The sequence below is a fragment of the Serratia sp. CY32780 genome, assembly GCF_052169135.1.
In the GTDB taxonomy this organism is placed as follows: domain Bacteria; phylum Pseudomonadota; class Gammaproteobacteria; order Enterobacterales; family Enterobacteriaceae; genus Serratia; species Serratia sarumanii.
Genome location: NZ_JBJNLI010000007.1, coordinates 153,892 through 174,496, shown reverse-complemented (window position 1 = coordinate 174,496; position 20,605 = coordinate 153,892). Strand labels below are relative to the sequence as shown.

At 58.2% G+C, this 20,605-nt stretch carries 20 protein-coding genes and 1 tRNA gene; 15 read left to right on the top strand and 6 right to left on the bottom strand.

Annotated features, from left to right (window positions below; genetic code table 11):
- Nucleotides 1–123: 123 nt before the first annotated feature.
- Nucleotides 124–621: a DUF2165 family protein gene (locus ACJ8HH_RS22350; protein ID WP_033649451.1), complete on the top strand. Its 498-nt coding sequence runs from the start codon at nucleotides 124–126 to the stop codon at nucleotides 619–621.
- A 38-nt stretch (nucleotides 622–659) separates the two neighbouring features.
- Here the strand turns inward: ACJ8HH_RS22350 and ygfZ are convergent, their stop codons facing one another.
- The gene (ygfZ, locus tag ACJ8HH_RS22345; protein WP_033649452.1) at nucleotides 660–1,652 is read right to left on the bottom strand and encodes a tRNA-modifying protein YgfZ; all 993 of its coding nucleotides are present in this window, start codon (nucleotides 1,650–1,652) and stop codon (nucleotides 660–662) included.
- A gap of 320 nt (nucleotides 1,653–1,972) precedes the next feature.
- Between ygfZ and sdhE the strand changes: the two genes are divergently transcribed.
- The 5 genes from sdhE to creD all read left to right on the top strand — a co-directional run bounded on the left by sdhE (nucleotide 1,973) and on the right by creD (nucleotide 6,197).
- Nucleotides 1,973–2,239 (top strand): FAD assembly factor SdhE, encoded by a 267-nt coding sequence (gene sdhE, locus ACJ8HH_RS22340; protein ID WP_004931679.1) that lies wholly within the window; start codon nucleotides 1,973–1,975, stop codon nucleotides 2,237–2,239.
- A complete protein-coding gene (locus ACJ8HH_RS22335; RefSeq protein ID WP_033649453.1) occupies nucleotides 2,220–2,642 on the top strand; it encodes a protein YgfX in 423 nt (140 codons plus the stop codon). Before sdhE ends, ACJ8HH_RS22335 begins: the two co-directional genes overlap by 20 nt.
- On the top strand, nucleotides 2,642–3,337 hold the full coding sequence (creB, locus tag ACJ8HH_RS22330; RefSeq protein ID WP_033649454.1) for a two-component system response regulator CreB: 696 nt from the start codon (nucleotides 2,642–2,644) through the stop codon (nucleotides 3,335–3,337). Before ACJ8HH_RS22335 ends, creB begins: the two co-directional genes overlap by 1 nt.
- A complete protein-coding gene (gene creC, locus ACJ8HH_RS22325) occupies nucleotides 3,334–4,752 on the top strand; it encodes a two-component system sensor histidine kinase CreC (RefSeq protein ID WP_033649455.1) in 1,419 nt (472 codons plus the stop codon). Before creB ends, creC begins: the two co-directional genes overlap by 4 nt.
- Before the next feature lie 80 nt (nucleotides 4,753–4,832).
- Nucleotides 4,833–6,197: a cell envelope integrity protein CreD gene (creD, locus tag ACJ8HH_RS22320; RefSeq protein WP_041036554.1), complete on the top strand. Its 1,365-nt coding sequence runs from the start codon at nucleotides 4,833–4,835 to the stop codon at nucleotides 6,195–6,197.
- Nucleotides 6,198–6,234: 37 nt separating this feature from the next.
- Here the strand turns inward: creD and fldB are convergent, their stop codons facing one another.
- Nucleotides 6,235–6,753, bottom strand: coding sequence for a flavodoxin FldB (gene fldB / locus ACJ8HH_RS22315; RefSeq protein ID WP_033635825.1), 519 nt, complete (start codon nucleotides 6,751–6,753; stop codon nucleotides 6,235–6,237).
- A 106-nt stretch (nucleotides 6,754–6,859) separates the two neighbouring features.
- Here fldB and xerD point away from each other — a divergent pair, with 106 nt between their 5' ends.
- From xerD to ACJ8HH_RS22285, 6 genes are all read left to right on the top strand, one after another.
- Nucleotides 6,860–7,759: a site-specific tyrosine recombinase XerD gene (gene xerD, locus ACJ8HH_RS22310; RefSeq protein ID WP_033638574.1), complete on the top strand. Its 900-nt coding sequence runs from the start codon at nucleotides 6,860–6,862 to the stop codon at nucleotides 7,757–7,759.
- Nucleotides 7,760–7,785: 26 nt separating this feature from the next.
- A complete protein-coding gene (gene dsbC, locus ACJ8HH_RS22305) occupies nucleotides 7,786–8,502 on the top strand; it encodes a bifunctional protein-disulfide isomerase/oxidoreductase DsbC (RefSeq protein ID WP_033649457.1) in 717 nt (238 codons plus the stop codon).
- 6 nt (nucleotides 8,503–8,508) lie between these two features.
- Complete coding sequence (gene recJ, locus ACJ8HH_RS22300; protein WP_033649458.1) at nucleotides 8,509–10,242, top strand: single-stranded-DNA-specific exonuclease RecJ; 1,734 nt, start codon at nucleotides 8,509–8,511, stop codon at nucleotides 10,240–10,242.
- 166 nt (nucleotides 10,243–10,408) lie between these two features.
- Nucleotides 10,409–11,507 (top strand): peptide chain release factor 2 gene (gene prfB, locus ACJ8HH_RS22295; protein WP_096242572.1). Its coding sequence is split into 2 segments (ribosomal slippage): nucleotides 10,409–10,483 and nucleotides 10,485–11,507, totalling 1,098 coding nucleotides; the frame shifts between segments, so codons are not numbered across the junction.
- Nucleotides 11,508–11,516: 9 nt separating this feature from the next.
- Nucleotides 11,517–13,034, top strand: coding sequence for a lysine--tRNA ligase (lysS, locus tag ACJ8HH_RS22290; RefSeq protein ID WP_033649459.1), 1,518 nt, complete (start codon nucleotides 11,517–11,519; stop codon nucleotides 13,032–13,034).
- A 146-nt stretch (nucleotides 13,035–13,180) separates the two neighbouring features.
- Nucleotides 13,181–13,254, top strand: a tRNA-Gly gene (locus tag ACJ8HH_RS22285).
- Between the two features lie 165 nt (nucleotides 13,255–13,419).
- Here the strand turns inward: ACJ8HH_RS22285 and ACJ8HH_RS22280 are convergent.
- The 4 genes from ACJ8HH_RS22280 to ACJ8HH_RS22265 form a co-directional block, all read right to left on the bottom strand.
- Nucleotides 13,420–15,417, bottom strand: coding sequence for a BCCT family transporter (locus tag ACJ8HH_RS22280; protein WP_060388376.1), 1,998 nt, complete (start codon nucleotides 15,415–15,417; stop codon nucleotides 13,420–13,422).
- Between the two features lie 155 nt (nucleotides 15,418–15,572).
- Entirely contained in the window at nucleotides 15,573–15,920 is a 348-nt protein-coding gene (locus ACJ8HH_RS22275; protein ID WP_049194800.1) for a hypothetical protein, read from the bottom strand.
- Nucleotides 15,921–16,080: 160 nt separating this feature from the next.
- Nucleotides 16,081–17,313: a cysteine desulfurase-like protein gene (locus ACJ8HH_RS22270; protein ID WP_060452058.1), complete on the bottom strand. Its 1,233-nt coding sequence runs from the start codon at nucleotides 17,311–17,313 to the stop codon at nucleotides 16,081–16,083.
- Entirely contained in the window at nucleotides 17,310–17,924 is a 615-nt protein-coding gene (locus tag ACJ8HH_RS22265) for a 2OG-Fe dioxygenase family protein (protein WP_223182037.1), read from the bottom strand. The genes ACJ8HH_RS22270 and ACJ8HH_RS22265 overlap by 4 nt, the downstream gene beginning before the upstream one ends.
- A 607-nt stretch (nucleotides 17,925–18,531) precedes the next feature.
- Between ACJ8HH_RS22265 and ACJ8HH_RS22260 the strand changes: the two genes are divergently transcribed.
- From ACJ8HH_RS22260 to ACJ8HH_RS22250, 3 genes are all read left to right on the top strand, one after another.
- The gene (locus ACJ8HH_RS22260) at nucleotides 18,532–18,942 is read left to right on the top strand and encodes a hypothetical protein (RefSeq protein ID WP_139291242.1); all 411 of its coding nucleotides are present in this window, start codon (nucleotides 18,532–18,534) and stop codon (nucleotides 18,940–18,942) included.
- Nucleotides 18,918–19,256 (top strand): hypothetical protein, encoded by a 339-nt coding sequence (locus ACJ8HH_RS22255; RefSeq protein ID WP_039567316.1) that lies wholly within the window; start codon nucleotides 18,918–18,920, stop codon nucleotides 19,254–19,256. The genes ACJ8HH_RS22260 and ACJ8HH_RS22255 overlap by 25 nt, the downstream gene beginning before the upstream one ends.
- A 73-nt stretch (nucleotides 19,257–19,329) precedes the next feature.
- Nucleotides 19,330–20,589 (top strand): glycoside hydrolase family 75 protein, encoded by a 1,260-nt coding sequence (locus ACJ8HH_RS22250; protein ID WP_060452073.1) that lies wholly within the window; start codon nucleotides 19,330–19,332, stop codon nucleotides 20,587–20,589.
- Nucleotides 20,590–20,605: the final 16 nt, after the last annotated feature.

Sequence of the window (20,605 nt, the reverse complement as noted above, 5' to 3'; positions counted from 1 at the left end):
TGAACGGGCGCCTCTTTTGTTTTAAAAAATAGGCGCTTGCTTCTTTCGGGTATCCAGCAAGCCCGTTCTTTCATTTCTGAGCCCGCATACTCTTTCTCTTAACTTTGTTCAGGACTCATCACAATGATCGTTCGCTTATCCAAAGCGCTGCTGGTCTGCGCTATCGCTTTGTTCGCTTCGCTGGTGGCCTTCGGCAATATCACCGATTACGGCTCCAACTTCGCCTTCGTGCGCCACGTCTTTATGATGGACACCATTTTCCCCGACGCCACCATCGGCTACCGTTCGATACAAACGCCGTGGCTGCATCACGCCGGCTATATCTTCATCATTGCGCTGGAGAGCCTGACCGCGCTGCTGTGCTGGATCGGCGGCCTGCGCTTGCTGTGCGGCCTGAAACTGCCCGCTAAAGCTTTCAACGGCAGGAAAAAGCTGGCGGTAGTGGGGCTGACGCTGGGCTTCCTCACCTGGCAGGTCGGCTTTATGTCGATTGGGGGCGAGTGGTTTGGCATGTGGATGTCGAAACAGTGGAACGGCGTGCCCGATGCGTTTCGCTTCTTCGTCACCATCATTCTGGTGCTGATTTATCTGGTGCAGCGCGACGGGGAGTTGGACGAGTAACGAAGACGGCCGCAGGCAGGGCGCCTGCGGCCGACGGATTATTTCTCTTCGGCCAGCGAATACGGCAGCGGTTTGATCGCCAGCTGGCTGGCGGCATCCTCGCGCACCCGCAGCTTGCTGTCGGCGTCCAAATCGTTGTTCATCACCACCTGCACCCACAGCCTGCCGTCGGCCAGTTGGCTCGACGCCAGCACGGTGCCGGTGCGGCGCCAGTTTTCACCCAGCTGCAGCTCCAGGTCTTCCGCCGCCTGCGGGGCGCGGGCCGCCTTACCTTCCAGCCAGTAGAGCGCACGCTTGTTGGCGCCGCGGAATTTGGCGCGCGCCACCATCTCCTGACCGGTATAGCAGCCTTTGCTGAAGCTGATGCCTTCCAGCGCCTGCAGGTTGGTGGCCTGCGGGATCAGCTGCGCGCTGTTGGCGGCGTCGATAACCGGATAACCGGCCTCGATCTCCAGCGCCAGCCACTGGCTGCTGTCATTCAGTTCCGCCTGGTCATGCAGTTTGCCGATCAGCTGTTCGGCCACGGCGGGGCGGGTCACCAGCAGAAAACGTTCCGCTGGCGCATTGAAGTGCAGGATCGTGGTCTCGCCGTCCTGCACTACCGGGTGCTCGGCGCTCGGCAGCGTGGCGAACAGATCCGCCAGCGCGGCGCGCGCCTGGAAACCGGCGACGCCCAGCAGCACCGCGTCGTTATCGGCGGCGATGGTGACTTTGGAGAACACCGCGTATTTTTTGATTTCCGCCAGCTGGCTGTCCAGCACGCTGCGGCGTTCCAGATAGGCGAAGCCTTCGCTACGGTGGAACAGACGCAGGTTGCTCCACATTTTGCCCTTGGCGTCGCAGTGGGCGCACAGCACGTGTTGATCGGCCGCCAGCGCGTCGATGTCCGCCGTCACCTGGCCCTGGAGATATTTCACCGTGTCCGGCCCGTTCAGCGTCACCAGCGCCCAATCTTCCAGCGAGATCAGCGTGAGGGGCAGATGGGTGGAAGCGGAGGGCTGACGGGGTGGGAATGGAATGTTATGCGCCATAGTAAGTTCCTGCTCAACGTTTAGCTTACCTGAAGGGTATTGAACCCATGGTAAAAGAGGCGGCGGGCTTTGCAAACTGTTATTCGCGCCGCGGCGCCGGGGGGCGCTTTTTTTGGCATTTTGCGCTTTATTACGCTTTCCGCAGCAAAGCGCCTTCCCGGCGTGTATGTCAAATTGTTACTCTATAGGCTTGCGGCCAGGGCACCCTTGCAGACAGATCCCCGGCTGATGGAATTATATTGCGACGGCGTTGCCATACAGTGTGTCATTTGAACCCTGCGCTGGCGCTGCCGCGCTGAAAAGAGGTGAGTCATAACAACATGGATATTAACAACAAAGCACGAATTCACTGGGCTTGCCGCCGTGGCATGCGCGAGCTGGACATCTCCATCATGCCGTTCTTCGAGTACGAATACGACAGCCTGAATGACGCGGACAAGGCGCTGTTTATCCGCCTGCTGGAGTGCGACGATCCCGATTTGTTCAACTGGCTGATGAATCATGGCGCGCCGCAGGACGGCGAGCTGCAGAGAATGGTGACCCTGATCCAAACGCGAAATAAAGACCGTGGCCCAGTGGCGATGTGATATCCGCATTTCCTGGCGCACCCAGCTGTTTTCACTGTTGACCCACGGCGTGTTGATCCTGCTGATCCTGATTTCGCCCTGGCCGGAAGGTTTTGGCCCGCTCTGGCTGGTGCTGCTGACGCTGGTGGTGTTTCAGTGCATTCGCAGCCAGAAGCGCATCGCCGCGGCGCAGGGCGAGCTGCGGCTGCTGGCGGACCGGCGCTTCAGCTGGCACGGCCGCGAGTGGCGGCTGGCGAAAAAACCGTGGATGCCGGGTTACGGCATGCTGCTGACGCTGCTGCCGATGGAGGGCAAAAAGCGCCGCCGGCTGTGGCTGGCTTCCGACTGCATGAGCAAAGAGGAGTGGCGCCACCTGCGGCAGCTGTTGCTGTATCCGCCGGCGGGTGACGGCGAGGATCCCTGATGAAACCCGTACTCTGGTTGGTGGAGGATGAACCCAGCATTGCCGATACGCTGGTTTACACGCTGGAGAGCGAAGGCTTCGCGGTGCGCTGGTTCGAACGCGCGGAACCGGCGTTGCAGGCGCTGGCGCAAGGCGCGCCCGCGCTCGCTATCCTCGATGTCGGTTTGCCGGATATCAACGGCTTTGAATTGTGTCGCCGCCTGCTGGCTCAGGCGGCCGACCTGCCGATTCTGTTTCTCACCGCCCGCAGTGATGAAGTGGATCGCCTGATCGGGCTGGAGATCGGCGCTGACGACTATGTCGCCAAGCCGTTCTCTCCTCGCGAGGTCAGCGCGCGGGTGCGCACCATTTTGCGTCGCCTGCACAAGCAGCAGCGCCTGCAGCAGAGCGCGCCCTACCATTTCGGCGCTTTCGCGCTCGACGAAGACGCGGCCACCATCTCCTACCATCAGCGGCCGCTGCCGCTGACCCGTTACGAATACCTGCTGCTGAAGACGCTGCTGTTGGCGCCTGGACGGGTGTTCTCGCGGCAGCAACTGATGGAAAGCGTTTGGGCGCAGGCGGAAGAAAGCCTGGATCGCACCGTCGATACCCACATCAAAACGCTGCGCGCCAAGCTGCGTGCGGTTGAACCCGGTGAACCGCCGATCCACACCCACCGCGGATTGGGCTACAGCGTGAGCCGCCAGCCATGAAAATTGGCCTGCGCCTGCTGCTGGGGTACTTTCTGATCGTAGCGGTGGCCGGGTACTTCGTGCTGAGCATTTTCGTCCAGGAAGTGAAGCCCGGCGTGCGGCGCGCTACCGAAGGCACGCTGGTGGACACCGCCAACCTGCTGGCGCAGATCGCCCGTCAGGACATGCAGCGCGGCGATGCGGCGCATGGCCAACTGGCGCAGGCGTTTACGCAGCTGAATCAGCGGCCGATCGGCGCCAACATTTCCGGCATCCGCAAGGACCGCAGTGAATACCACGTCTATCTTACCGATGCCCAGGGCCGGGTCATCTTCGATTCCGCCGGCCGCGCGCAGGGGCAGGATTATTCGCGCTGGAATGACGTTTATCGAACGCTGCGCGGCCAGTACGGCGCCCGCAGCACCCGCAGCGACCCGCAGGATGAAAACAGTTCGGTGATGTATGTGGCCGCGCCGGTGATAGAACAAGGGCGCATTATCGGCGTGCTCACCGTGGGTAAACCCAACAGCACCATGGCGCCGGTGATCAAGCGCAGCGAACGGCGCATTCTGTGGGCCGGCGCGTTGCTGCTGGGGATCGCTCTGCTGATCGGGGCGGTGTTCGTCTGGTGGATCAACCGGTCGATAGGCCGGCTGGTGCGTTATGCCGATGGGGTGGCGCAGGGCGAAAATGCGCCATTGCCCAAAGTGGGCGGCCGGGAACTGACCCAGCTGGCGCAGGCGCTGGAGAGCATGCGCCTGAAGCTGGAAGGCAAAGCCTATATCGAACAATATGCGCATGCCCTGACGCATGAGCTGAAAAGCCCGCTGGCGGCGATCAGGGGCGCGGCGGAGCTATTGCAGGAGCTGCCGCCGCCGGAAACCGCCCGGCGTTTTCTCACCAATATCGAGCAGCAAAGCGCACGCATCCAGCAACTGGTGGATAAACTGCTGGTGCAGGCGCGGCTGGAGAGCCGGCCAGAAATGGAGACTGCGCCCATCGCGATCGCGGCGTTGATCGACCAGACGGTGGCGGGTAAAGAGGCGCAGGCGACGCAGCGCGGCGTCAGGTTGCGGCTGGAGGCGCTGGCGGAGGTGACGCTGAACGGCGATGCGTTGCTGATCAGCCAGGCGCTGACCAACCTGCTGGACAACGCGATCGACTTTACCCCGCCGGGCGGTTGCGTCAGCGTGCGAGGAGAACGGCGGGAACAGCATTACTGCATCAGCGTTTGCGACGACGGCAGCGGCATTCCTGACTATGCGTTCGATAAGGTGTTCGAGCGCTTTTATTCGTTGCCGCGCGCCGAACGGCCAAAAAGCAGCGGGCTGGGGCTGAACTTCGTGCAGGAGGTCGCCCGTCTGCATCATGGCGGCATTCACCTGCGCAACCGCCGGCCGCACGGGGTGGAAGCGACGTTCAGGTTATCGCTGTGACTTCACCTTCCCTTCACATAACCACATTCTGATTTCACCTGCGGGTTTTATCGTGGCCTCATTACCTACGAGGAGCGAGCATGATGAAATCGGTACTTTTCTGGAAAATAACCACGCTGCTGGGATTGATGGTGGTGATGTTGATCCCCATCGCCCAACTGATGAGCGTGATCGACGAACGCAGCGGCTATCGGCAAAGCGTGGTCGGGCAGGTGAGCGAAAGCACCAGCGGGGCGCAGCGCGTGCTCGGCCCGTTGATTGTAATTCCTTATGTTGAACGAGAAGAAAAAAAAGACGAGAAAGGGCAAACGGTGGTGCAGCGGGTGCAGCATCACCGCTATTTGCTGCCGGAGTCGCTTCAGGTGCAGGGGGCGCCGAATGTGGAAGTGCGCAAGTTGGGCATTTATCAGACGCAGGTTTACCAGGGGCCGCTGAACTTCAAGGTGCGTTTCGGCCAGCCGGAGCTGGCGGATTTGCAACGCGCCAACGTGACCGTCGGCCAGCCGTTCCTGCTGGTGGCGCTGAGCGACTCTCGCGGCATCAAGAGCATTTCCCCGCTGGCAACGCCGCAGCCGGTGGCGTTTGAGCCGGGCACCGGCGTGGGATCGTTGCGCCAGGGGATCCACGCACCGCTGACGCTGGCGGCGCTGCAACAAAAAGCGGGGCTGAGCGCCGACTTCACCCTGACGCTGGCGGGCACCAGCAGCCTGTCACTGGTGCCGCTGGGGCGCAGCAGCGAGCTGCAGCTGCAAAGCAACTGGCCGCACCCGAATTTCCTCGGCAACTTCCTGCCGGACGAACGCAAGGTGACGGAGCAAGGGTTTAGCGCTCGCTGGCGCAGCACCTGGTTCGCCAACAACATCAACAGTGCGTTCCATTACGACGATGGCATTATCGACGAGGACAAGCTGCCGGCCTTCAGCGCCAGCCTGGTCGAACCGGTCGATCACTATCAGTTGACCGAGCGCGCGGTCAAATACGCGCTGCTGTTTATCGGGCTGACGTTTATGGCGTTTTTCCTGTTCGAAACCCTGACCGGGCTGCGGGTGCACCCGATTCAATACCTGCTGGTCGGCGCGGCGCTGGTGTTGTTCTACCTGATTCTGCTGGCCTTCTCCGAACACCTGGGATTCGCTCTCGCTTACCTGGCGGCCAGCATCGCCTGCAGCGGACTGATCGGCTTCTACCTGAGCGCCGTGCTGCGCGGCAAGCTGCGCGGTGCGCTGTTCGCCGCGAGCCTATTGCTGTTGTACGGCGTGCTCTATTTGCTGCTGCAGTCGGAGGACAATGCGTTGGTGCTGGGGGCGGGGCTGCTGTTCGCCATTCTGGCGGGCATTATGCTGTTGACGCGCAAGTTGGACTGGTATCAGGTGGCCGATCCGGCGCGTCTGGCAAAGGAGACGCCGGCCGGCGAAGACGAACCACGCTTCCGTCTGTGGAAATAAGCGGGGGAAATCGGGCGCGTTGAGCGCCCGATAGCGGCTACAGCAGCGGCTCCATTTCCAGCAGGATCTGTTCGCACCATTGCTGCAGGCGCTCTTCGCTCAGATCGTATTGATTGACCTCATCGAGCGCCAGGCCGACGAAGTGTTTGCCGTCGGCGCTCAGCGGTTTGGGGCTGGTGAACTCGAAGCCCTCGGTTGGCCAGAAGCCGATGAACTGCACGCCCAGCGGCGCGATGTGATCGTGCAGCATGCCCAGCGCGTCAAGGAACCACTCACCGTACCCGAGCTGATCGCCCATGCCGTACATGGCGACGATTTTGCCTTTCAGATCCAGCGCCGGCAGCTGCGGCCAGATCGCTTCCCAGTCTTCCTGCAGTTCGCCGAAATCCCAGGTCGGGATGCCGAGGATCAGTATGGAATAGTCCTCCATCAGCTTGGGAGAGACGTCTTTCAGGTTGTGCAGGTCGACCAGGTCTTCACCCAGAATCTCACGGATTTTTTCTGCCGCCATCTCGGTGTAGCAGGTGCTGGAGCCGTAAAACAGACCAATCTTCATGTGTAAACCGTTACGTTGCCGTTTAGAGAATTGCAGCGAGTATACCTGATTTGCGTCGGCTTAAGGCATAATGGCGCGGGTGGAAATGCAACAAAGAGAGGACCGCGTGCAACAGCAAGACCATGCGCTGATTGAACAATTCCTGGATGCGCTGTGGCTTGAGCGCAATCTGGCGGAAAATACGCTGGCCTCCTACCGGCTGGATTTGCAGGCGCTGGGCACCTGGCTTGGCCAGCAAAACACCGCCTTGCTGCAGGCGCAGGCGTTGGATCTGCAGGCGTTTCTCGCCGAGCGGGTGGACGGCGGCTACAAGGCCACCAGCTCCGCGCGTTTGCTGAGCGCCATGCGCCGCCTGTTTCAGTACCTGTACCGCGAAAAGCTGCGCGCCGACGATCCCACCGCGCAGCTGGCGTCTCCCAAGCTGCCGCAGCGTTTGCCGAAGGATCTGAGCGAGGCGCAGGTCGATGCGCTGCTGCAGGCGCCCTGCGTCGATCAGCCGCTGGAACTGCGCGACAAGGCGATGCTCGAAGTGTTGTACGCCACCGGGCTGCGAGTTTCCGAACTGGTGGGGCTGAGCATCAGCGACGTCAGCCTGCGCCAGGGCGTGGTGCGGGTGATCGGCAAGGGCAACAAGGAGCGGCTGGTGCCGCTGGGCGAAGAGGCGGTCTACTGGATCGAAAATTATCTGGAGCACGGCCGCCCGTGGCTGGTCAACGGCCAGACGCTGGACGTGCTGTTCCCCAGCACCCGTTGCCAGCAAATGACCCGACAGACGTTCTGGCATCGCATCAAACACTATGCCATCCTTGCGGGCATCGACAGCGAGCGTCTGTCGCCGCACGTGTTGCGGCACGCGTTCGCCACCCATTTGCTGAACCATGGGGCCGATCTCCGTGTCGTACAGATGTTGTTAGGGCACAGCGATCTCTCTACCACGCAAATTTATACTCATGTAGCGACCGAACGACTGAAACAGCTACATCAACAGCATCACCCGCGCGCCTGAGCGGCGGGTTCGAAAGGATTGGAACAATGAAAAAAGGTTTAATGCTGCTCTCACTGCTGGTGGCTTCGGTGACCGGCGCCGCCCATGCCGATGACGCGGCGATCAAAAAAGCGCTCGCCAGCCTGGGCATCCAGCAGGCGGACGTGCAGCCTTCACCGGTCAATGGACTGAAAACCGTGCTGACCGACAGCGGCGTGCTGTACGCCTCCGAAGACGGCAAGCATATCCTGCAGGGCCCGTTGTTCGACGTCAGCGGCAAAGAGCCGGTCAACGTGACCAACCAACTGCTGGGCCGCAAGATGGACGCGCTGAAAGATCAGATGATCGTCTACAAGGCGCCGAAAGAGAAACACGTGATCACCGTGTTCACCGACATCACCTGCGGTTACTGCCACAAGCTGCACCAGCAGATGAAAGAGTACAACGATCTGGGCATCACCGTGCGCTACCTGGCGTTCCCGCGCCAGGGGCTGGCCTCTCAGGCTGAGAAAGACATGCAGTCGATCTGGTGCACCGCCGACAAGGCCAAGGCGTTCGACGCCGCCATGAAGGGCGACGCCATCTCCCCGGCGACCTGCAAAACCGACATCAGCAAGCATTACGAACTGGGTGTGCAGTTCGGCATTCAGGGCACGCCGGCGATCATCCTGGAAAACGGCATGATGATCCCGGGCTATCAGGGGCCGAAAGAGATGGCCGCCATGCTGGATGCGCACCAGGCCGCCACCAAAGCCGGTGGTTAATCGCCGGTGAGTATTAAAACGCAACTACGCCGCCGCCCGGCGGCGGACGACACGCATCTGCCCGCCAGTTTGCCGCCGCTGCTGCGCCGGCTTTACGCCCTGCGCGGCGTGCAGGCTGAGCAAGAGCTGGAACGCGGCGTCAAGGGCATGTTGCCCTGGCAACAGCTGGACGGCATCGACGACGCCGTCAGCCTGCTGCAACAGGCGCTGGCCGACGGCCGCCGCATCATGGTGGTGGGCGATTTCGACGCCGACGGCGCCACCAGCACTGCACTGACGGTGCTGGCGCTGCGCAGCATGGGCGGCGCCAGCGTCGACTACCTGGTGCCGAACCGCTTCGAAGACGGCTACGGCCTGAGCCCCGAGGTGGTGGAGCAGGCGGCGGCGCGCGGCGCGGAGCTGATCGTCACCGTCGATAACGGCATCTCCTCCCACGCCGGCGTCGACGTGGCGCACGCCAAGGGCATGCAGGTGTTGGTGACCGATCACCACCTGCCGGGCGAGACCCTGCCGGCGGCCGAAGCGATCGTCAATCCCAACCTGCGCGGCTGCGCCTTCCCGTCCAAATCGCTGGCCGGGGTGGGCGTCGCGTTCTACCTGATGCTGGCGCTGCGCGCCCGGCTGCGGGACAGCGGCTGGTTCGAACAGCGCGCGCTGGCGATGCCCAATCTGGCGGAACTGCTGGATCTGGTGGCGCTCGGCACCGTGGCCGATGTGGTGCCGCTGGACGCCAACAACCGCATTCTGGTGTATCAGGGGTTAAACCGCATCCGTGCCGGCAAATGCCGACCGGGCATCCGCGCGCTGCTTGAGGTGGCCAACCGCGATGCCCGCCAGCTGGCGGCCAACGATCTCGGTTTCGCCCTCGGCCCGCGTCTTAACGCCGCTGGCAGGCTGGACGACATGTCGATCGGCGTGGCGCTGCTGCTGAGCGACGACATTGCGCAGGCGCGCATGCTGGCCAACGATCTCGACGCGCTGAACCAGACGCGACGGGAGATAGAGCAGGGCATGCAGGTGGAAGCCCTGCAGCTGTGCGACCAGTTGGAGCGCACCAGTACCGAGCTGCCTTACGGGCTGGCGATGTATCACCCGGAATGGCACCAGGGCGTGGTGGGTATCCTCGCCTCACGTATCAAAGAGCGTTTCCACCGCCCGGTGATCGCGTTCGCGCCGGCGGGCGACGGCATCCTGAAAGGTTCCGGCCGTTCGGTGCCTGGCCTGCACATGCGCGACGCGCTGGAGCGGCTGGATATGCTGAACCCCGGCCTGATGATGAAGTTCGGCGGCCACGCGATGGCGGCCGGGCTGTCGCTGGAAGAGGCCCGGTTCGACGAGTTCCGCCAGCGCTTCGGCGAGCTGGTGGGGGAATGGCTCGATCCGGCGATGCTGGAAGGGGTGATCTGGTCTGACGGCGAACTGGCGATGCAGGAGCTGTCGCTGACGACGGCGGAGCTGCTGCGCGAGGGAGGCCCCTGGGGCCAGGCGTTTCCGGAACCGACCTTCGACGGCAAGTTCCGCATTCTGCAGCAGCGGCTGGTGGGCGAGAAACACCTGAAGCTGATGGTGGAACCGCTCGGCGGCGGCCCGCTGCTCGACGGTATCGCGTTCAACGTGGACACCACGCTGTGGCCGGACAGCAGCGTGCGCGAGGTCGAACTGGCCTACAAGCTCGACGTCAACGAGTTTCGCGGCAACCGCAACGTGCAGCTGCTGATCCAGCATCTTTGGCCGCGCTGAGGCGAAATTGAACACAATTCGGGGATTGGGCTCTCCAATCCCCCGCATCCTTCCCGATCGCCACAAAAACTGACCAACTCGCTATAAACTGCCGCCCGGATCCGTTAGAATTAGCGGTTCCAATGGCATTCCGCCATCGACGACATCAACGTAAAAGAACGAAACCATGTTTGAAATTAACCCGGTAAAAAACCGAATTCAGGACCTGTCCGAGCGGACTGCGGTTCTTAGGGGGTATCTTTGACTATGATGCCAAGAAGGAACGCCTAGAAGAAGTCAACGCCGAGCTGGAACAGCCGGACGTGTGGAACGAGCCGGAGCGCGCACAGGCGCTCGGCAAAGAGCGCGCCGCGCTGGAAGCCATCGTTGAAACCATCGATCAGCTGGAGCAGGGCGGCGAAGACGTCGGCGGGCTGCTGGAACTGGCGGTGGAAGCCGACGATGAAGAGACCTTCAACGAAGCGGTCGCCGAGCTGGATCAGCTGATGAGCAAGCTGGATCAGTTGGAATTCCGCCGCATGTTCTCCGGCGAATACGACAGCGCCGACTGCTATCTGGATATCCAGGCCGGCTCCGGCGGCACCGAAGCGCAGGACTGGGCCAGCATGCTGCTGCGCATGTACCTGCGCTGGGCCGAAGCCAAGGGCTTCAAGACCGAAGTGATCGAAGAGTCCGACGGCGACGTCGCGGGCCTGAAATCTGCCACCATCAAGATCATCGGCGATTACGCGTTCGGCTGGTTGCGCACTGAAACCGGCGTTCACCGCCTGGTGCGCAAGAGCCCGTTCGACTCCGGCGGCCGTCGCCACACCTCGTTCAGCTCGGTGTTCATCTACCCGGAAGTCGACGACGATATCGATATCGAAATCAACCCGGCGGATCTGCGTATCGACGTGTACCGCGCCTCCGGTGCGGGCGGTCAGCACGTCAACAAAACCGAATCCGCCGTACGTATTACTCACCTGCCAACCAACATCGTGGTGCAGTGCCAGAACGATCGTTCTCAGCATAAGAACAAGGATCAAGCGTTTAAACAGCTGCGAGCCAAGCTGTACGAGTTTGAGATGCAAAAGAAAAATGCTGATAAGCAGACGATGGAAGACAACAAGTCCGACATCGGCTGGGGCAGCCAAATCCGTTCTTACGTGCTGGATGACTCCCGCATCAAGGATTTGCGCACCAACGTCGAAACGCGTAACACGCAGGCCGTACTGGATGGCGACCTGGATAAATTCATTGAGGCAAGTTTGAAAGCCGGGTTATGAGGAATAGAAATGTCTGAACAACAAGTACAGGGCGCCGATCAGGCGCTGGATCTCAATAACGAACTGCAGTCCCGCCGCGAGAAACTGGCCGGCCTGCGCGAGAACGGCATTGCGTTCCCGAATGACTTCCGTCGTGACTCCACCTCCGACAAACTGCACGCCGCGTACGGCGATAAAGACAACGAAGAGCTGGAAGCGCTGGGCGTAGAGGTGACCGTCGCCGGCCGCATGATGACCCGTCGCATTATGGGCAAGGCATCCTTCGTCACGCTGCAGGACGTGGGTGGCCGCATCCAGCTGTACGTCGCGCGCGACGATCTGGCTGAAGGCGTGTACAACGACCAGTTCAAGAAGTGGGACCTGGGCGATATCCTCGGCGCACGCGGCAAGCTGTTCAAAACCAAGACCGGCGAACTGTCGATCCACTGCACCGAGCTGCGTCTGCTGACCAAAGCGCTGCGCCCGCTGCCGGACAAATTCCACGGCCTGGCGGATCAGGAAACCCGTTACCGCCAGCGTTACCTGGACCTGATCGCCAACGAAGAATCGCGCAACACCTTCAAGGTGCGTTCTCAGGTGATGTCGGCTATCCGCAACTTCATGGTGGAACGCGGCTTCATGGAAGTCGAAACCCCGATGATGCAGGTGATCCCGGGCGGTGCGTCCGCGCGTCCGTTCATCACGCACCACAACGCGCTGGATATCGATATGTACCTGCGCATCGCGCCGGAACTGTATCTGAAGCGTCTGGTAGTTGGTGGCTTTGAGCGCGTGTTCGAAATCAACCGTAACTTCCGTAACGAAGGCGTTTCTCCGCGTCACAACCCAGAGTTCACCATGATGGAACTCTACATGGCTTACGCGGATTACAAAGACCTGATCGAGCTGACCGAGACGCTGTTCCGCACCCTGACCGAGAAAGTGCTGGGCACCTCTCAGGTGCAGTACGGCGACGAAGTGTTCGACTTCGGCAAGCCGTTCGAAAAGCTGACCATGACCGAGGCGATCAAGAAATACCGCCCGGAAACCGATCTGGCTGACCTGGCCGACATGGGTAAAGCGGTGGCCATCGCCGAATCCATCGGCATCAAGGTTGAGAAGAGCTGGGGTCTGGGCCGCGTCGTGACCGAGATCTTCGAAGAAGTGGCGGAAAGCCATCTGATTCAGCCGACCTTCATCACCGAGTACCCGGCTGAAGTGTCGCCGCTGGCGCGCCGCAACGACGTTAACCCGGAAATCACCGACCGCTTCGAGTTCTTCATCGGCGGCCGTGAAATCGGCAACGGCTTCTCCGAGCTGAACGACGCCGAAGACCAGGCGCAGCGCTTCGCCGATCAGGTGAACGCCAAAGACGCCGGCGACGACGAAGCGATGTTCTACGACGAAGACTACGTCACCGCGCTGGAGCACGGCCTGCCGCCGACCGCCGGTCTGGGCATCGGTATCGACCGCATGGTGATGCTGTTCACTAACAGCCACACCATCCGCGACGTGATTCTGTTCCCGGCGATGCGCCCACAGAAATAATTCCGTTTAGCGTGAAACCACCGGTGCAGGCAACTGCGCCGGTTTTTTTTGCCCACCGGACTTAACCGCTTAAAACATCGACAGTTACACGCCATCTCCGCTTGCCCGCCGCCGATAACCGGTTATAATGCCTGTCGCACACCGATGCGGGTGTAGTTCAATGGTAGAACGGCAGCTTCCCAAGCTGCATACGAGGGTTCGATTCCCTTCACCCGCTCCAGCACTCCCTCTTGAAACATCCTGATTCTTCGAAACGTTATCCCGAACCAATCCTTTGCTCATAAAGCGCTGTTTCTGTTTGTCCGCCATTCCAACCGCATCATCAGCACTGTGGTGAAGAAAGCGGGGCAAAAAAATGCCGCCCCTGGGGACGGCATGTCGGCATTCAGCGAACCAGATGCAAGAAATGCAGGTGTTTCTCGTACTGGTCAAGAATATCGTTGATCAACTGCTCCTGATTCCAGCCCATGACATCGTAGTTCTGGCCGCCTTCTTTCAGGTAGATCTCCGCGCGATAATACTTGTGCTGCTCGGCTTGCTGTTCATCGTTATCCAGCCCGGCCAGAGCGAACGTCGGCGAACTGTAGCCGCGCAGTCTGACTTCATAGATAAAGTTAAGCTCATCGCCCAAATCGACCTCGAAACGAATGCGGTCTTCCGCAGTGGCGTTGATGCTGCTGAGCGTGTTTTGTTTACTCAGCTCTTCCTGCACCAGCGTCATGGCCGGTTGGATGACCTCGTCCATAAAGCGCTTAACCAGCGAGCGTTTTGGCAGATAGGCGATATTGCGCAGCCTGCGCTGCCAGGGAATGGGGTTGCGGGCGGCGGTGGGGGCGATGGTGGCCATATTTTGGCTGTCGCGCTTGGTCAGATCGCGACGCAGGGCCTTAAGCAAGCCGTAAATGGATATCAGCAAGATGGCCGAGAACGGCAATGCGCTGGCGATGGTGACGGTTTGCAGCGCGCTGAGCCCCCCGGCGATCAGCAAGGCGATGGCGACGATGCCCATCAGCGACGCCCAGAAAATGCGTTGCCAAACCGGCGTGTTGCTGGAGCCGCCCGAAGCCAGCGTATCCACGACCATGGCGCCGGAATCGGCGGAGGTGACGAAAAAGACGATAACCATCGCCATGGCGATAAACGAAAGCACGCTGGAGAACGGGAAATGCTCCAGGAAGTTAAACAACGCCAGCGCCACGTCTTGCTGTACCGTAGCGGCGAGGTCTGTCGCGCCCTTTTCCATGATGAGGTAAATGGCGCTGTTGCCGAACACCGTCATCCACATGAGGGTGAAGCCGGCCGGGACGAACAGCACGCCCGTGACAAATTCGCGGATGGTTCGGCCGCGGGAAACTCGTGCGATGAACATACCGACGAAAGGCGACCAGGAGAGCCACCACCCCCAATAGAGCAGCGTCCATCCGCCTAACCAGTTGCTGGATTTCGGCTCATAGGCATACAGGTTGAACGTCTTGCTGACCAACTCGGACAGATAGCCGCCGGTATTTTCCACAAAGGATTTCAACAGCAGAACGGTTGGCCCCAACAGCAAGACCAAGGCCAGGAGCAACAGCGCCAGGCCAAGGTTCAGCTCCGACAGAAAGCGTATGCCTTTCTCCAGCCCTGAAACCACGGAAATGGTGGCCAGCCCGGTAATCACCACGATCAATATCACCTGAACGGTTTCGTTGATCGGCACGCCAAACAGGTGGTTAAGCCCGGCGTTGACCTGCAACACGCCATAACCCAGCGAGGTCGCGACCCCGAATACGGTGCCGATGACCGCGAAGATATCGACGGCGTGGCCGATAGGGCCATAAATGCGGTCGCCGATGATCGGATAAAGCGCAGAGCGCAGGGTCAACGGCAGGCCATGCCGATAGCTGAAGAAGGCCAGAATCAACGCCACGATGGCGTAGATCGCCCAGGCGTGCAGCCCCCAGTGGAAAAAGGTCAGGCGCATGGCCTGTTTGGCCGCCTCGACGCTCTCGGGCGTGCCGACCGGCGGCGAAAGATAGTGCATTACCGGTTCTGCCACGCCGAAGAACATCAGGCCGATGCCCATCCCCGCTGAAAACAGCATGGCAAACCATGAGTGGTAGCGAAAATCGGGTTGCGCATGATCGGGGCCGAGTTTGATGTCGCCGTAGCGGGAAAGCCCCAGAAACGTCACGCTGAGCAAAATCAGCGCCACGGCCAAAATATAAAACCAACTGGCGTTGGTGAAGATTTGTTGCTGCAGAAGTTTGAAGTTCTTGTCAGCGACGTCGGGGAAAAAGGCGGCGAACGCGACCAGAAGAAAAATGAGGACTGCAGAGGTGAAGAATACCGCTTTGTTGATATGGCTTTGCGGATTTTTTAGGGGGGTGTCTTTCTCACTCATAAATTGATTTATTCCATTTGTTTGATTATCGCCCTGAATGGAGGAGAGGTGTAACCTGTTATATCGTAGCAAAATAGTCAGGCTGTCGGTGTCGGTCAATAGAGCGGAATTACCGCTGCCTGAGTGCGGTAATTCCGAGTTATTCCGTGTTGCCGTTAGTTAAATAAAAATGCCAATAACCCCGTCACCTTATTTTTATTTTCCCATCCTTCCAATTTCATGCAGGCATTAACGTGTTCTGTTCTGCGCATTGCATTGCTGTCCGAGGGAAAGGCGCCGCCACCGGCGTTGGGGATTTCCGTGCCGTTGATAGTCATGGAGGAGAAGGCCGGTGAGCTGGCGTGCAAAGACAGGCTGACGGGATAGCGCTGTTCAGCTGCTTGCCGGCAGCTGGCTCTGGCCGCTTCCAGGGGCGTCGGGGTTGCCGTTTGCGCTTCCCATTTCTCCGGCGTGGCGCAGGAAGACATCATCAACGCGGCGGCGATAACTGCATATTTTCGCAAAGTAAAAATCCATTTCTAAAATAAAATCCTCTGTATTCTACCCCCGGCGTTGTGCGATGGGCAGCGTTGGTGAAGGCGTCTGTTGTTTGACCGATATGGCCTGCGAAAGATGTGGCGCTGTGCAGCCCGCTCAATAAGGTGAGCGGGCCGATGTGGCGAGTTAACTGAGGATATCTTCGGCGATCACTTTAAACAGCGTGTCTATTTCGCTCTGGGTGTTGTAGTGCATCATGCCGATGCGCAGCACGCCGCCGTCCTGTAACCCCAACTGCTGGATCAGGCCCAGCGCATAGAAATGCCCGCTGCCGGCGCAGATGTTGTGCTGCCCGAGATGACGGGCGATCGCATCAGGCGTCTGGCCGCTGAAGGTCAGGGCGAAGGTTGGCGTGCGGCGCGCGCTGTCCGCCTGTGAATGGCCGTAGAGCCGCACGCCGTCGAGTTGCTGCAGCCGTTGCAAAAAGTGGCGGCACAGCGCCTCTTCATGCTTGTGGTAGGCGGCGAAACTCTCCTGCAAACGCTGCCTTAACGGCGCGCCGGGCGTGCCCCACTGCGCCAGATAGTCGATCGCCGCCGCGACGCCGGCCAGCGCCTCGAAGCTTTGCGTGCCGGTCTCGAAACGGCCGGGGCCGACGTCGGTGGCCGGCTCGACTTTATATGGCCGCAGGCGTTGCAGCCACTGCGGCGCAAGGTAGGCCATGCCGACGTGCGGGCCAAAGAACTTGTAGGCGGAGCACACCAGGAAATCACAGCCCAGCGCCTGCACGTCGATCAGGTTGTGCGGCGCATAGTGCACGGCGTCGACATACACCTGCGCGCCGACCCGATGCGCGGCTTCGACGATGGTTTTGATATCGACGATGCTGCCGGTGACGTTGGAGGCGTAGCTGACCGCCACCAGGCGAGTGTTGGCGTTGATGCGTTCACACACCTTTGCGGCGTCGAGAGAACAGTCTGCGCTCTCCAGCGGTATCTGATGCACCACGGCTCCTTTGTCGGCGGCGGCCTGCTGCCAGCTGGAGACGTTGGCGTAGTGATCGAGCGCGGTGACGATGACCTCATCGCCGGCCTGCCAGTCGCGGCTGATGATGCGGCTGAGATGGAAAGTCAGCGTGGTCATGTTCATGCCGAAGACAATGTTGTCGGGCGACGGCGCATTTAACAAGGCGCGCACCGATTCTCGCGCCTGGCCCATCACCTCGCCGGTGACCCGGCTGGAGAAGTAGTGGCCGCCCAGGTTGGCGTTGTATTTCCCCAGGTAGTCCGTCATTTTTTCCAGCACGCCCCGTGAAACCTGCGCTCCACCGGGGCCGTCGAAAAAGATCGCCGGTTTGCCGTCGATTTGCTGAGACAGGGCGCTGAACTGGCGTCGGGCGAGCTCGGGCGTAAAGGTCATGCTTTCTCTCCCCGCGCGGTGAGGACGAAGAGATCCAAATGGCCTTCCTCAGTTGGGTTCACGGCGTTGATCGGCGTGGCGTTGTGCCACAGTTTGCTGTCCGCCAGCAGCACGGCCTCACCGTCCGCCAGCGCTTTTTTAAAGAAGGGATCGTGGTGGCTGTCGTCGTACAGCATAATTTCACCGCCGACGATGTTGTGCCGGTGAATGGCGATCATCGCGATATGGTCGAAACCGTCCTGGTGAATGCCTTCCGGCGCCACCTGGGTGTCTTTCTCGATGGCGACCACGCGCATCTGATGGATCTCAATCTCGGCGCCTTCCGGCAGCTCGTTGCTTTCTGCAAACAGGTTGCACATCTCCGCCATGCCGGCGCTCTGCAGTACGGCGCTGTCGATAGGCTCGAAGCGGCGCACCACGTTGCCCTGGAAATGGTTGATCTGATCGGACTGCATGAAGGTGCGTGGCCCCACTTCGGCGACGTTGGGGTTGAGGTATTTAACGACCGAATAACGGCGCAGGCGATATTTGCCGTCGGCGTGTTGCGTGTGGGGCAAGGAGGAAAACGAAGGCATCAGTTGTTGGGTGGCTTGCGGGCTTAGTACAGTCATACTTATTACGTTTTCGTGTTTCTGTAACATAATCACCTCTAATAATAATAATTTCTGATGTTGTAGGGGGTAATTCGATTGAATTGTAGACGACTCTATAACCAACGCAATTTGGCGGTGGCGAGGTGTGACGGCGGTCGTAAAGTGGGGTGAACGCGGAGAGGGAACGGTTGCATCAACGCGTTTTTCGGTGGTAATGAGAGGTAAACGTCATTCTTACAAGAGCATCCCAATCAAGCTTGGTTTACACCTGGCTAAGGAGTGGGGGCATGATAGAACACTGCCCGTCAGATGAGGGGGGAGGGATAAGAGGACAAATTATCGAATGGTGTGCACAAGACTATCATATCTATTGGCGATTTTCCGTCAGGGCAGAGGTCTGCTTTATTATATTGAATTTTTTAACTTTAGTGAAAAGGAACGGTGGTCAAAGATATTTTATCCAAGATTTTTATGCATAGGTAAACCATTGTGAAGAACAAAATATCAGGCGGGCGTTGATTTTTTAGATTTAAACTTCAAAGTAAAAGTCTATAACTAGAAAAGTGGAGGAAAAAAAGTGCTGAGCTATTTTTATAAATAAGTGTCTGTATTGTGAGCTTGGAATATGAATAATCCATTAGCCTCATTATCATTAGCGTGGATGCTTTCTGGCTGTACCAGCCCTTATCCGATCCCGGTAGAACAACCTCGGCCCGCACCATGGCCGGTCTCGGCAGAAAAATATCCTAAGATTGATAACATTAAAAAAATCGCTTTAGTTTATCGTAACTTATGGCGAGAAAAATACATAAGTCTTTATCAACAAACCTATGGGTATAATGAAGTGGGTTTTTTGGGCACTCTCGTCGCTGTAATTTCTGCCGCAAGTGGTTCAGTGACGACGGCGATGTACAGTGGCGGCATTGCTGTTGGCGATAATATTTTTCTGGTCATTATAATTATGCGGCGCAAATCTATAATTACAAGACGGCTGCGGCATCGGCTAATTACATGTATGAAGTTATCAACCTTTTAGACCAGGATGTTGCGTTAATTATTGATAATAATAAGGCATACTATACTGATGTGGGAAATTATCTTTACCAAAATCTGGGGGGGGTGGTATATGAATTGGAAATCAGGCTGGCGGGTGTTGAATTAATCACGCCTAATCTTGATGCACTGGCGGAGGCCATTAAAAAAGAACAACAAAACAAAGCAAGGTTGTTGGGTGTCGCAACGATTCAGGGGTATAAGTTTTACAGTAAAGAAGACAAAGAGTTAGCTATCGATTCTGTGAAGTTGAAAATAAAAATCTGCCGAATTAATATGGCCGACAAACCGTCATAATTTATTATGTATGTCTTTATGCTTGTCGGTAATATATATCATTTGGCTCCATGCTTTCACCGAGGGTAACATTATGTCAAATGTCATCACCCACTCATGGAAAAATAGCCGGACTTCTCCAGGTGAGCCGGTCATGCCAGATCCTGTTGTTATGATTAAAGATGATGGCCATATTTTAATTATTGCCGATGCAGATACGGATGCCGATGGTAGTCCTGATGCGGAGGAAATCGATCCGACAGGTCAAAAGGAAACCAGCTTAAGAAGAGGAAATGGTTGGCGAGGTGAGGGAGATTATGTCAATGCGCGAATTATTCCTTATTTTGTTATTCCAGGTAATTGGAAGAAGATCACCGGAGTCGCTGTAAATATGGGGGATATGGCTAAAATAAATTATAGAGATAGTCATATCTATGCAATCTGTGCAGACGTCGGTGGAAAAGAGTCTATCGGAGAGGCTTCCATTGCCGCAGTTGAAGCGCTTGGCGTTAACCCATGGAGTAAAAATAAGAAAAAAATAATCAGAGGGATCGGGTATGGAGTGACCTATGAGATCATTGCAGGCTCTGCAAGCTTGGGGGCCACGGTGAGTTTTGAAACGATCCAGGCATATGGTCGAGAGTTGTTCAAGGAAAATTTGCCTTTTAGTTTGCCGATGAAAATCGAAGATATCTCAGGTGTTATGTTAGGTAGTAATGGAAAGGGAACGCCGACGGTAGTTATCTCGTCGAAATCGGGAGAAAGTCATGTTAAAGAATATAGTGATACTCAGGAACTTGCTCTGATATTGCAACTGCTGCCCAAAACAAAGGTCACGATAGATGCACCGTTTGTCGCGCAACTGGCTGATGCCGTGGTGTGGGATGATCATTTTTACAGCAGCGCTGAGCGGTTTGTCGGGATGTTTAAAGAAGATTACCGTTCAATCCGGGAAGCGGTAGAAGACTGGTTTGTGCCGGAATACAGCCCTACCGCGACAAGCAATGCCTGCGTTGCACACCAGGTTAGTTGCCTTAAGATCTGTGGCTTGCCTTATCCGAAACTTGGCAGCATGCAGTCTATCAATGTTGATTACTTCGTTGAATGGGCTCTAGAGCAGGGATGGCAGAAGATAACCCACCGTGCGAGTCTGGCGCCGGGAGATATTTGTGTCTCCGGGCCGATTGGCCACCCCAAGGAATTTGACCACGTTTATTGCTTTGTCTCGTTTTCTACCGAGCAGGTTGGTTATGCAGTTATTTTTGATAATCAATACTTTGGCATCCATACACGTTCTCTCGACGGTATAGGTTCAAAGATAGGGGAATGGCGTTACGCAATAAGAATGCCCTAGGGAATTTTTATTGGCG